The sequence below is a fragment of the Amycolatopsis rifamycinica genome (assembly GCF_000695625.1).
GTDB lineage: Bacteria > Actinomycetota > Actinomycetes > Mycobacteriales > Pseudonocardiaceae > Amycolatopsis > Amycolatopsis rifamycinica.
On sequence record NZ_JMQI01000074.1, the window covers coordinates 141,670 to 154,368 of the forward strand.

Annotated in this window: 9 protein-coding genes; 2 read left to right on the forward strand and 7 right to left on the reverse strand. The window is 72.9% G+C overall.

All coding sequences use genetic code 11. From position 1 onward, the window contains the following. Positions 1–7: 7 nt before the first annotated feature. Positions 8–1,597: a tannase/feruloyl esterase family alpha/beta hydrolase gene (locus DV20_RS36560; protein WP_043787931.1), complete on the reverse strand. Its 1,590-nt coding sequence runs from the start codon at positions 1,595–1,597 to the stop codon at positions 8–10. Then, positions 1,594–2,985: an MFS transporter gene (locus DV20_RS36565; protein ID WP_043787932.1), complete on the reverse strand. Its 1,392-nt coding sequence runs from the start codon at positions 2,983–2,985 to the stop codon at positions 1,594–1,596. The genes DV20_RS36560 and DV20_RS36565 overlap by 4 nt, the downstream gene beginning before the upstream one ends. 146 nt (positions 2,986–3,131) lie before the next feature. Between DV20_RS36565 and DV20_RS36570 the strand changes: the two genes are divergently transcribed. Continuing rightward, entirely contained in the window at positions 3,132–4,820 is a 1,689-nt protein-coding gene (locus DV20_RS36570; protein ID WP_043787933.1) for a helix-turn-helix domain-containing protein, read from the forward strand. 3 nt (positions 4,821–4,823) lie between these two features. On the opposite strand, the gene DV20_RS36575 is transcribed toward DV20_RS36570, so the two are convergent. From DV20_RS36575 to DV20_RS36585, 3 genes are all read right to left on the reverse strand, one after another. Then, a complete protein-coding gene (locus DV20_RS36575) occupies positions 4,824–6,437 on the reverse strand; it encodes a long-chain fatty acid--CoA ligase (protein ID WP_043787934.1) in 1,614 nt (537 codons plus the stop codon). A 187-nt stretch (positions 6,438–6,624) separates the two neighbouring features. Then, positions 6,625–7,422 (reverse strand): SDR family oxidoreductase, encoded by a 798-nt coding sequence (locus tag DV20_RS36580; protein WP_043787935.1) that lies wholly within the window; start codon positions 7,420–7,422, stop codon positions 6,625–6,627. 214 nt (positions 7,423–7,636) lie between these two features. Beyond that, positions 7,637–8,227 (reverse strand): TetR family transcriptional regulator, encoded by a 591-nt coding sequence (locus DV20_RS36585; protein WP_043787936.1) that lies wholly within the window; start codon positions 8,225–8,227, stop codon positions 7,637–7,639. Positions 8,228–8,326: 99 nt separating this feature from the next. On the opposite strand from DV20_RS36585, the gene DV20_RS36590 reads away from it, so the two are divergent. Continuing rightward, positions 8,327–9,364 carry an NAD(P)-dependent alcohol dehydrogenase gene (locus DV20_RS36590; protein ID WP_043787938.1) on the forward strand — a complete coding sequence of 346 codons (1,038 nt, stop codon included), beginning with the start codon at positions 8,327–8,329 and terminating at the stop codon, positions 9,362–9,364. A 423-nt stretch (positions 9,365–9,787) separates the two neighbouring features. Here DV20_RS36590 and DV20_RS36595 read toward each other — a convergent pair whose 3' ends face one another. Both DV20_RS36595 and DV20_RS36600 read right to left on the reverse strand, forming a co-directional pair. Next, entirely contained in the window at positions 9,788–11,215 is a 1,428-nt protein-coding gene (locus tag DV20_RS36595; protein ID WP_043787939.1) for an endo-1,4-beta-xylanase, read from the reverse strand. Positions 11,216–11,246: 31 nt separating this feature from the next. After that, complete coding sequence (locus DV20_RS36600) at positions 11,247–12,689, reverse strand: arabinofuranosidase catalytic domain-containing protein (protein WP_407638372.1); 1,443 nt, start codon at positions 12,687–12,689, stop codon at positions 11,247–11,249. Positions 12,690–12,699: the final 10 nt, after the last annotated feature.

Here is a 12,699-nt window from a genome sequence, read left to right on the forward strand (position 1 = left end):
CGGAACTTCAGCGAGCGCAGGAGAAACTCGCGGCGCTGTCCGGATCACCCGAGCGGTACCGGGGCCAGCCCGGGTAGGCGCACAGCGGCCGCGTGCGCTGGTGGGCCAGGTCGGTGACGACCTGGTTCACCGGCGCGCGGCCGGTGGCGACCCACCGTTCCAGCGCCGTGAGCGAATCCCAGCTCGCCGCGAACGCCGGCGTCCCGAAGTTGGCGTGGTTGGCCCCGGGCACGACGTAGTACCGCAGGAACCCGTCGGTCGCGTGCGGACCCACCACACTGCGCACCCGCTCGTAGTAGTCGCTCGTCGAGTACGGCGAGACCAGCTCGTCCGCGGCGCCGTGCAGCAGGATCAGCTTGCCGCCCGCGCGGGCGAACGGGCGCAGGTCCGCGTTGTTGCGGTCCTCGACCTTCGACAGCGCGCTGATCCGGGCGAGCCACTTGCCGGGGTGCCGGGGATCGATGTCCAGCGCGTTCTGCCCCGGGTCCCGGGTCAGGAAGTACTTGACCCACTGGTCCCAGTACTGCATGCCGTAGCCGCTGGTCACCGGCATCGGATCGGACGGCGCGGTGGTGCCGAAGCCGAGGAACGGTGTCCGCATGTCCGCGCCCGAGAGGAACGGGAAGCCGGGGTACCGGGTCTCGCCGCTGGCGATCCGGTACGGCCACCGGAACGGCGACGACATGGCCGTCACCGCCCCGATCTGGGCGTCCGACAGGCACGCCGGGCCGGTGTCGGCCCCGCCCGGGCAGCGCAGCACGCGCGGATCGAAGCGGCAGCCCAAATTCGAGACGACCCTGTCGACGACACCGTCCGATCCGTCGCACGCCTTGATGACGCTGTCGTAGAGGAGCGTCTGCTTCGCGGGCCCGGGGAACGCACCCGGGCGCGACAGAACCTGGGTCAGGTACCCGAGGTCCAGGATCTCGGCGAGGTTGTTCCACGCGGGGTACGCGGAGATCACGCCGTCGAACGCGGACGGCCACCGCTGGGCGACGACCAGCGCCTCGCGGCCGCCGGTCGATCCGCCGGCGAAGAAGACTTCGGTGGGCGTCGCCGCGTACGCGCGCCGGATGAGGAACAGGCTCGCGTCCCGTGTCTTCTTGAGCGCGTCACCGGCGGCGAAGTTGATCAAAGCCTCGTCGTTGACGCCGAACGAGCCGTCCAGGGACGGCGGGCGTGCGGGGTTCTGCTGGTGGCCGGAGTCGCTCGCGAAGGTCGCGTACCCCCGGGCCAGCGGCGTCGGCCGGTCGGCGGGGCCGAAGGGCACGTTCGCCGCCACGTCGGGGATGGTCCCGTTGTACCCGCCGCCGCCGAACATCAGCGCCTTGTGGTTCCACGCGCGGGGCAGGGCGACGCGCAGCTTGATGGCGGGCGCGGCCGGATCGACCGGGTACAGGTCGGCGTCGACCCGGCAGGACTCCCCGCTCACGACGGAAGCCGTGACCAGGCCGCCGCTCGTCGGCAGGCTGATGACCGACGCCGGAATCCGCAGCCCGGCGAGCACGGCGCACTCCGGCGTCGCGGGGGACGCGAAAGCGGGCCCGGGAACACTCGCCGCCAGGAGCACGGTGGCCGCCACCACGGTCTTCCTCATCGCGCGGCCGCCTGGTGCAGGTGCGCGCCCGGGACGGCGTGCGGATCGGCCCGGACCTCCGGTGGGTTCGTCTCGGGCAGGAACCACGCGCTGGCGAAGGTGATCAGCCCCATCGCCGTGATGTAGACGGCGACCGGCCACGTGCTCCCGGCCTCCGCGATCAGCGCGGTCATCAGGAAGGGGGTGCCACCGCTGACGATGATCGCGGAAAGCTGGTAGGCCAGTGACGCCCCCGAGTAGCGCACGTTGGGAGCGAAGAGCTCGCCGAGGAAACTGGCGATCGGGCCGTAGGTGAGGCACTGGAACACGAACCCCACCGCCACCGCGACGAAGATCAGCGGCAGCGACGCGGTGCCGACGAGCCCGAAGTACGGGAACGCCCAGACCGCGACGCCCAGCCCGCCGATCAGGATCAGCGGGCGGCGGCCCACCTTGTCCGAGAGGTGCCCGGACCACGGGATCGTCGCGAGCATCGCCGCGGAACTGAGCAGCACTACCGCGAGCAGCGAGTCGCGCTGGAGCTTGAGCGTGCCGGTGCCGTAGCTCAGCAGCCCGGAGATGCTGACGTAGAACAGACTGTTGGTGGCCGATAGCAGGCCGCAGCCGAGCAGGATGGTCCGCCACCTGCTGCGCAGGACCTGGGCCAGCGGCGCCCGGACCACCGGGCCTTCCCGGTCCGCCACGGCCTCCCGCAGCTGCCGGAACTCCGGGGTGTCCTCCACCTTGGCCTGGATGTAGAGCACCACGCCGAACATCACGACGCTGAGCAGGAACGGGATGCGCCAGCCCCAGCTGAGGAAGGCCGCGTCCGGCATCAGGCCGCTGGCCGCCACGAAGATGAGGTTGGACAGGATCACCGCCACCGGCACGCTGGTCTGGCCGAAGGTGCCGGCGAAGCCGCGCCGCTTGGGACTGGCGGATTCGGTCAGCAGCAGGACGATGCCGCCCCACTGCCCGCCGGCCGCGAGGCCCTGGACGAACCGCAGGACGACCAGCAGCGTCGGGGCGAGCGCGCCGACGCTCGCCGCGCTGGGCAGGCAGCCGATCAGGAACGTCGCCGCGCCCATGATCGCCAGGCAGGCGACGACCACCGGCTTGCGGCCGTACTTGTCCCCGAGGTGCCCGGCGAGCACGCCGCCGACCGGGCGGGCCACGAACCCGGCCCAGAACGTGCTGAAGGCCAGCAGGGTGCCGGTCAGCGCCGAGGCGTGCGGGAAGAACACCTTGGGGAACACCAGCGCGGCCGCGGTGCCGTAGAGGAAGAAGTCGTACCACTCGATGGAACTGCCGATCAGCCCGGCCGCCAGCAGCTTGCGGAAGGCCCGGCGCGGGGTCGCGGGCACGCCGGTGCCGGACTGCCCTTCGGGTTGGGTGAGCGGAATGGCCATGCGTGCCGCCTTCGTCGAGGTGCGCCGGCAAGTGATGGCGGAGATGTTAAGTCGCCGTTACGCTGCCGGTTGAGGTGTGGACCACCCACTCCTCCCGCCGCAGCGGTGGGTCTTTCGCCCACCCGATGCCGAGGAGGGCGCCCCCCGTGACCAGTGCGGCGGAACCGCGCCGGCAGCGCGAGCTCGCGTCGTTGTACGCCACCGTCAAGTCGCTCACCGCCCTGGGCGAGCTCGACGAGGTGCTGCGGTCGATCGTCCACCACGCCCACGACCTGATCGGCACCGACTTCACCTACCTCTCGCTGGTCGGCGCGGACGGCCGGCTGTCGGCCCGCGCGTCGGAAGGCACGATCTCCGCCGAGTTCCTGGCGGCGACCATCCCGGCCACGGTGGGGCTCGGCGGCAAGGTGCTGGCCACCAAGAGCCCGCACTGGGTGCGCGACTACGCGACCTCGACGCTCATCCGGCACGACCCGGACTTCGACCGCCTGGTCGTCACCGAGGAGCTCGTCGCGCTGCTCGGCGTGCCGCTGGTCATCCGCGGCGAAGCCGTCGGCGCGCTGTTCGCCGCGGACCGCTCGGAACGGTCCTTCCAGGCCGAGGAGATCGCGCTGCTCAACGCGTTCGCCGATCACGCCGCGGTCGCCCTCGACAACGCCCGGCTCTACGAGGAAAGCCGGACGGCCCTGCGGGAACTGCGGGTCGCGTACCGGAAGATCGAGCGGGCGCAGGCGATCCACGAAGCCCTGACCGGTGTCGTGCTGGGCGGCGGCACCCCGGCCGACGTCGCGGCGCACCTCGCCGAGCAGCTCGGCGGCAGCGTGACGCTCCTCGGCCGGACCGGCAGTCCACCCGGGACGGAGCTGGCCGCCGCCGTCGAGGACGCCCGCCGCACCGGCCGCTGCACGACGTCGTCCGGTCCCGGCGGGACGGACCGCAGCGTGGCGGCGGTCCAGGCGGGCGACAGCTACCTCGGCGCGCTCGTGTGGAGCCGGCCGTCGGGCACCGGCGACGACACGGACCTGCGGACCCTCGAGCGCGCCACGCACATCCTCGGGCTGCTCATCCTCAAGGAGCAGGCCGTGGCCGAGGCAGGCGAACGGCTGAGCGGGGAGCTGCTGACCGAGCTCATGGTCGGCAGTCCCGGCATCGGCCCGGCCCAGCGGGCCCGGGCCCGGGCCCGCGGCATCGACGTCGACCGCCTGGACCTGGTGCTCGTCGCGGACTCCCCCGCGGTGGCGCCGGCCGACCTCACGCGGCACCTGCACGACATCGCCCGCGAGCGCGCCGGGCTGGCCGGCGAACACCTCGGCCGGGCCACGATGATCCTCCCCGGCGCCGACGACGAGGCGACCGTCGCGGACGTCCACACGCGACTGCGGCGGGCGCTGGGCGGTCCCGTCATCGTCGTCGCGGAACGGGCGGCCGGCCACGACTGGGCACGGGCCCACTCCCTGGCCGGGCGCTGCGGTGCGGTGCTGCGCGCGCTCGGGCACACCGACGGCGGCGCCACCACCCGGCAATACGCCTTGTACGCCATGGTGTTCGACGCCGAGCGGGCCGGCGAGCTCGACCGGTTCCTCGCCGGTTCGATCGGTGCCCTCCTCGAGTACGACCGGCGGCGCGGCACCGACCTGGTCGGCACGCTCAGCGCGTACTACGGCCACCGCGCCAACGTCGCGGCGACGGCCCGCGCGCTGCACCTGCACGTCAACACCCTGCTCAAACGCCTGGACCGGGCCGGCACGGTCCTCGGCTCCGGCTGGCGCCAGGAGAACGACCTGGAGCTGCAGCTCGGGCTCCGGCTGCACCGGCTGCGGGCGAGCACGTCCTGAGGCTCAGCCGACCCGCACCGAGTCGCGCAGGGCGCTCTTCGAGATCTTGCCGGTGCCCGTCTTCGGCAGGGCGGGCACGAAGACGAACTCGTCGGGCAGCCACCACTTCGCCACCATCGGCGTGAGGTGCGCCAAGAGCTCCTCCGCCGTGGTCTCGCTGCCTTCGCGCAGCACGACGTAGGCGACCGGACGTTCCATCCACCGCGGGTCCGGGCGGCCGATCACCGCGGCTTCGACGACGTCGGGGTGCGCGGTGATCGCACCCTCGAGCTCCACCGAGGAGATCCACTCGCCGCCGGACTTGATCAGGTCCTTCATCCGGTCCACCAGCCGCAGGTAGCCGTGGGCGTCGATGGTGGCCAGGTCGCCGGTGCGCAGCCAGCCGTCGGCGGTGAAGCTGCCGTCGGCACCCACCCGGTAGTAGCCGCCCGCGACCCACGGGCCGGCGACCTGCAGCTCGCCGACGGCGGCACCGTCGCGGGGCAGTTCCCGGCCGGTCTCGACGTCGACGATCCGCACGTTCACCAGCGGCAGCGGCTGGCCCTGGGCGGCCCGCACCGCCACCTGGTCCGCCGCGGAGGCGTCCCGGTGCTGGGTGCGCGTGCCGCCGATCGCGCCCACCGGGCTGACCTCGGTCATCCCCCAGGAATGCGTGATGGGCACGCCGATCGCGGCGCGGTAGGTCTCCGACAGCGCCGGCGGGACGGCCGATCCGCCGCCGAGCAGGAACCGGGTGGCGCTCAGGTCGTGGGCCCGCAGGCGGGGCGCCAGGCTCGTCCAGACCGTGGGGACGGCCCCGGCGACCGTGACCCGCTCGGCCGCCATCAGCCGCAGCAGGTGGTCCGGGTCCGCGGACGGGCCGGGCAGGACCAGGGAGGCGCCCGTCATCATGGCGCCGTAGGGCAGGCCCCAGGCGTTGGCGTGGAACATCGGCACGATCGGCAGCACGACGTCGCTTTCGGCGAGGCCGATCAGGCCCGCGGCCAGGGTGCCCAGGCAGTGCAGGACGGTCGAGCGGTGGCTGTAGAGCACGCCCTTGGGCGGCCCGGTCGTCCCGGACGTGTAGCAGAGCCCGGACGCGAGGTGCTCGTCCGCGAGCGTGAAGGTGTCCTCGAACGAGCCGGTGAAGGGCGCGGCCGCGGAAACCAGGTCGTCGTAGGCCAGCACGCGGGGGTCCGCCGGGATCGGCTCGTCGCTGTCGTCCGGGAGCACGATCCAGTGGCGCACCCGCGGCAGGCGGGCGGCACTCGGCCAGATCCGCGGCAGCAGCGCGCGATCGACGAACACGACGTCGTCCTCGGCGTGCTCGACGATGTACTCGAGGTGCGCGGCCGGGAGCCGGATGTTGATCGGGTGCAGCACCCGTTTCGTGACCGGTACGGCCAGGTAGAGCTCGAGGTGCCGGCGGTGGTTGCTCGCGAAGGTCGCGACCCGCGCCCCGGCCGGGACGCCGAGGCCGTCAAGCGCGGTGGCGAGCCGCCGGGTCCCGTCGGCCACCTCGGCGTAGGTCAGCCGCTCGCCCCCGGCGGTGACGACTTCCTTGTGCGCGTAGAGCCGCTCCGCACGCTCCAGGATGTGGGCGAGGGTGAGCGGCCGCGGCTGCATCAGCCCGTCCATGGCGCCTCTTCCGGTCGGGTGGCTGCTGGTCGCGAGTGACTCTAGGAGCGGTCCCGCCCGGACGAGAGGTGCGAACCGCCCACTCGTCGGCGGCCTCCGGTGGTGATCACCTCCACGGCGGAGGCCTTGCCCGCCCCGGACCGCGATCGTGGATTTTCGGGATCAGCACCACGTGCCGCCGCCGGCGTCACATGACCCAGCGGCGGAACCCGCCCTCGGCGTCGATCACCTGGCCGGTGATCCACTGGCTGTCGCCGGAGGCCAGCCAGCGGACCAGCCGGGCCACGTCGGCCGGGCGGCCCCACCGCCCGGCGGGCAGGGCCCGGCCGACGCGTGCGGTGAGGTCCGGATCGGCCCACCCGGTGTCGACCGGGCCGGGGTTGATCGTGTTGACCGTGATCCCGCGGTCGGCCAGGGCGTCGGACAGGGTGAGCGTCATCTGGTGGATGGCGCCCTTGCTGACCGCGTACGGGATTTCCCGGCTCATCGGCGCCAGGTGCTGCCCGGAGGTGAACAGGATGATCCGCCCGCCGGAGCGGGCGTCGTCGTGCGCGGCGGCGAAGGCCTGGGCCAGCAGCACGCTCGCCCGCGCGTTCACGGCCCAGCACAGATCCAGCTCGGCGGCGGTCACTTCGGCGAGGCTCTGCCCCGAGCTGCGGGCGTGGTTGGCGACCACGACGTCGACCGCGCCGAACGCCGCCACCGCGGCGGCGACCACCAGCCCGGGTGCCCGCGGATCGGCGAAGTCGGCGGCGAGGTGCCGCAGCCGCGGCCCTTCGCCGCCGAGCAGGTCCACGATCCCCGCCGCACCGGCCGGATCGGCACCCCACGGCTGTTCCGCGTCGTGCGGGGACCACGAGTGCACGAGCACGGAGGCACCGGCCGCGAGGAGCTCCCCGGCGACGGCGAACCCGATCCCGGCCCGGCGGCTGACGCCGGTCACGATCGCGACCCGGCCCGCCAGTGGCCCGTCGGCGTTCCCCATGGCGTGCACGATAGCCAAGGGCCCCGCGCACGCCGAGCGGTTTCTTTTGCCGCGGCCGGGCGGAGGGCGGTCGATGAGCGCCGCGATGCGGTGGCGGGCCGCCTTGCTCAGGCACCCGCCGGGGTGATGGCGCCGCGCACGCCGAGCGATCTACCTTCCCCGCGGCCGACGCGGAAAGCGATCAAGGAGCGACGCGATACAGCGGCGCGCCTGCTCAGCCACCCACCGGCGCGATGGCTCCGCGCACGCACTCCCGCAGCAGCGCCCGCCGCCGGTTGTGGGCCTCGGGCGGCTCCGCGGCCGTGGCGGCGTAGACGTTGCTGACCGGTGACCACGCCATGGACATCGCGATCACCATCGCCATCAGGTCGAACGGGTCGCCCGCCCGGACCAGGCCCGCGGCCTGCGCGTCGGCGATGGCGCGGAGCTTGGTGTCGTCGAGCCGGTCGGCGTCGGCCACCAGGTGGCCGGCCGGGCGGCGCTCGAGGCGGGTCCAGGTGGCCAGCCGGATCAGGTCCGGGCGGCGCAGGTACTCGTCGTACAGCCGGACCGCCCAGCCCGGGAGGTCGGTGCCGTCGATCGGGACCACGTTGACGATCCGCTCCAACGAAGCGTGGAAGATCGCGTCGAACAGGCCGTCCTTGCTGCCGAAGTAGGCGTACAGCTGGGCCCGGTTGGTCCGGGCCGCCTCGACGATGCGTTCGACGCGGGCGCCGGCGATGCCGTACCGGGCGAACTCCTCGGTCGCCGCGTCCACGATGCGCTGCTTCGTCGCGGCTCCGCGGGAGGTCAGCTTGTCGGCCATGCCCACCAGCCTACAACAGAACAGTCGGTTTGCTTTGGTCGCCCGAGCGCGCTACCGTCGGAGAAACAAACCGACTGTTCTGTTTTTCGAGGAGCCACGATGCGAACCACCTCCGGCTGGCTGGCCGGCCCGGACGACCCGGCCCTCCGGCGCGCCACCCTCCACCGCCGCGACCTGCGCGACGACGACCTCGCGGTCCGCGTCGAGTACTGCGGGGTCTGCCACACCGACCTGCACGCGCCGCACTCTCCGCGGGACACGGCCCTGGTGCCGGGCCACGAGTTCACCGGCGTCGTCACCGCGACCGGGCCCGCGGTGACGCGGTTCGCGCCCGGCGACCCGGTGGCGGTCGGCAACATCGTCGACTCCTGCGGGACGTGCGCGATGTGCCGCCGCGGCCAGGAGAACTTCTGCGCCGAGTTCCCCACGCTCACCTACGGGGGCACCGACCGCCACGACGGCTCCCCCACCTTGGGCGCGTTCTCCCGCGAGTACGTCGTCCGCGAGGACTTCGCCTACCGGCTGCCCGAGGGGCTCGACCCGGCGGCCGCGGCACCGCTGCTGTGCGCGGGCATCACGGTCTGGGAACCGCTGCGCGCGCTCGGCGCCGGACCCGGCACCCGGGTGGCGGTGGCCGGGCTCGGCGGCCTGGGCCACCTGGCGGTCAAGCTGGCGGTCGCCCTCGGCGCCGAGACGACGGTCATCAGCCGGTCCGCCGCCAAGGCCGCCGACGCGAAGCGGCTCGGCGCGCGTGACCTGCTGCTGTCGACGGATCCCCAGCAGCTCGCGGCGGCCCGCGACCGGTTCGACGTCGTCCTCGACACCATCGCGGTGCCCCACGACCTCGGCCCGTACCTGCGGCTGGTCGCCCTGGACGGCACCCTCAGCCAGGTCGGCCACCTCGGCTCGCTCACGGTCGAGGCGATGGACCTGCTGGTGGGCCGCAAGAAACTGACCTCGGCGGGCAGCGGCGGCCGGACGGAGACCGCGGCGATGCTCGAGTTCTGCGCGCGCCACGGCGTGGCCGCGGACGTCGAGGTGGTCCCGTCGGCCCAGGTCAACGAGGTCCTGGACCGGCTTTCCCGCAACGACGTCCGCTACCGGTTCGTGCTGGATCTGGCCGACCTCGACGCCTGAATCCCTGGTGCGCGTCCGGGCCGGGCAGGCGCATCTCGTGCCCGACGGGCGCGCGAACGGTGGCGGCTCGGCGAGGAACCGGGCCTGCCGGGCGTTTCTTCCCCGGCGGCCGCGAACGCCGGCACGTCCGCGCCGAAGGCCACGCTTGCGGCCAGGTCCCGCACCAGCAGGTCGGGCCGGCAGACGAGGATGTTCACCTCGCCGGCCCGCCCGCGGACCTCGGCCACCCGGGAAGCAGCCCGCCGACGCGGAAGTCCACGACGTACCGGAACCGGCCGGGCGTCCCTTCCCTCGGCGGCCGCGAACTCGGTCACCAGGCGCATCGGCGTCCGGCACCGGCGCCTCCCACGACCGGTACCGGGCCACTCCGGGACCCGAGCGGTACGCCGCGAACGCCGGCACGTCCGCGGCGGCGCACCGGGCCTAACCCACCGCCCACCGCTGGTTGGCTCCGCCGTTGCAGGTCCAGATGATCACCTTGGTGCCGTTGGCGGTCGCCGCGCCGTTCACGTCCAGGCACAGTCCCGACTGGCCGTTCGTGACGGTTCCGGTTCCGGTGAAGGTCCACCTCTGGCTGTTCCCGCCGCCGCAGTTCGCGATGACCGCCGCCGTGCCGGCGGCGGTGGCCCCGCCCGCGGTGTCCAGGCAGCGTTTCGTCCCGCCGGAATAGACGCTCAGCTCGCCCGCGCTGCCGCGGGTCCACTGCTGGTTCGCCCCGCTGTGGCAGTCCCAGATCTGCGCCTGGGTGCCGGCCGTGGTCGCCGAGCCCGGGACGTCGAGGCACCGGTTCGAGGCCGTGGCGCGCACCGGGCCGGTGTCCCCGCCGGGATCCGGGTCGTCGCCGCCGAGCGCGTCGAGGACGGCGGTGTAGGCCTGCTTCTTGCCGTAGTTGCCGTCGAACAGCAGCGGGGTGTCGCCGGACCGCCACGAATACTTGTCCGTGACGCCCCAGACCGTGATGCCGGTGCACCGGGTCACCGCCCGGCACGCCTGGGTCACCTGCCGGTACACGTTCGCCTGGCCGGTCCCCGAGCCGCCGACGTCCAGCTCGGTGATCTGGACGTCGACCCCGAGGTCGGCGAAGCGCTGGAGGTTGGCCTGGTAGCTGCTCAGGTTCGAGCTCGCGGACAGGTGGCTCTGGAAGCCCACGCAGTCGATCGGCACGCCCCGGCTCTTGAAGTCCCGGACCATGTTGTAGATCCCGGTGCTCTTCGCGTTGACGCCGTCGGTGTTGTAGTCGTTGTAGCAGAGCTTCGCGCCCGGATCGGCCGTGCGGGCCGCGCGGAACGCGTCCTCGATGTAGCCGTCGCCGAGCTTCTGCTGGAAGGTCGCCTGCCGGCGGGTGCCGTTCTCCTCGAACGCCTCGTTGACCACGTCCCAGGCGATCACCTGGCCCTTCCAGTGCCCGGCCACCTGGCTGATGTGGTTCAGCATCGCCGAGCGCAGGTTGTTCGCGTCCAGCCCGCCGACCCAGGGGGCCAGCTGCTGGTACCACACCAGCGTGTGCCCGCGGATCTTCATGCCCTGGGCCTTCGCCTGGCTGACGATCCGGTCGGCGGGCGCGAAGTTGAACTGGTTGCGGTTGGGCTCGACCGTGTCCCACTTCATCTCGTTCTCCGGCGTGACGCCGTTGAACTCCGTGGTCCACGTGTTCACGTACGCCGCCTCGCCCAGGTGGCTCGTCGAGATGGCGGCGCCGAAGTACCGGCCGGTCTGCGCGGCCGCGGCCCCGAGCGTGCTCGCCGCCCCGGCGACGCCGGGCGAGAGCACCAGCGCGGTCGCCGTCAGGCCGGCCGCCGCGAGGAGGGTGGCAGCGGTCCGGAGACGCCGCCGAGGAGCACCGGTGATCATCGAAAGCCCTCGATTCGTTCCGGGACGGGGGTCAGCCCACGGCCCACTGCTGGTTGCTGCCGCCGTTGCAGGTCCACAGCTCGACCGGCGCGCCCTCGGCCGTGGAAGCGCCGGTGACGTCCAGGCAGAGTCCGGATTGGACACCGGTGATCGTGCCGTTGGAGTTGACGGTCCACTGCTGGTTGCCCTGTCCGTTGCACGGCCAGGTCACCACCTTCGTGCCCGCGCTCGTGCCCTGGCCGGACGCGTCCAGGCACAGCGTCGCCCCACCGAAGGTGGCGGTCAGCCTGCCGTCCGACGTGCGCGTCCAGGTCTGGTTCGGCTGACCGCTGCAGCCGGCGATCTGCAGCTGCGTGTTCTGGGCGGCGCCGGACAGGCACTTGCCCGCACCGACGGCGCGCACCGGCCCGGTGCCGGTGTTGCCGCCGCCGGTGCCGTACCCGGCCGCGACGATGTTCGCCTGCACCGCGTTCTCCGTGGCGTCCGACGGGTAGCCGGAGGTCATGACGCCTTCGTAGAACGTGCCGGCCGAGCCGATGCTGTTGTCCCCGCCGGTGCCGAGGATGATGGCGCCTTCCTTGCGCATCGGGTTGTAGCCGGCCACGTTGGGCCGCACGCCGTCGTAGAACGTCGACACGCCGCCGGACTGGGCGTTGCCGCCGCGGATGGCCCACCGGTTCGGGCCGCCCTTGATGATCGCCGTCAGGTACCGGTGGCTGATGCTCGGGTCGTTGGCGTTGTAGCGCTGGTTGACGCCGGAGAACAGGCCGTTCTCGAGGTCGGCCATGATCCACGGCCCGTTCCCGGCTCCATAACCCCAGACCTTGATGTTGCCGAAGTAGATGGCTTCCATCGTGCCGTTGCCGTTGTCCCGGCTGTTGCGTTCGGCGTTGCCGTAGTCGAAGCAACAGCCGCCGTTGTAGTGCGTACCGTCGAAGATCGCGTACATGCCCTCCGGCTGGTCACCGGTCGCCGTGCCGGTGGCGTTGTTGTTGCGGTAACCCGTACCCGGCGCCACGAACACGCCGTACGCCCTCTGGCCGCCGACGGTGGTCGGCGCGGACGCCGCGTTGGCCAGGTTGTCGTACCCGCCGGGCGCCGGGCCGGAGAAACCGCCCGGCGGGGCCTGGGTCAGGTGGTTGCCGCGGCCGGACTGGTCGTAGATGACCGTGATCAGGCAGGACGTGCCGGCGCAGAACGAGTCCTGCGCCGCGGCGTTCGCGACGCCGCCGGCGCTCAGGACACCGATGTCCCGCGTCGTGTTGTCCGAAGCGCGCCGCACTTGGTAGAGCGAACCGCTGTACGTGCCGTACAGCGCCCGGGTGGTCGCGTGCGCGGCGACGCACGGCGTACCGCCCGCCGCGTAGATGTCGCACGGCCCTTCCGCGGCGGCCGGTGACGCCGTCGCCGTGCCGGTCACCGCGCCGGCGGCGATCACCACGGCCGGCCACATCCTCTTCCAGCGTACGTTCATCGGCCCGTTC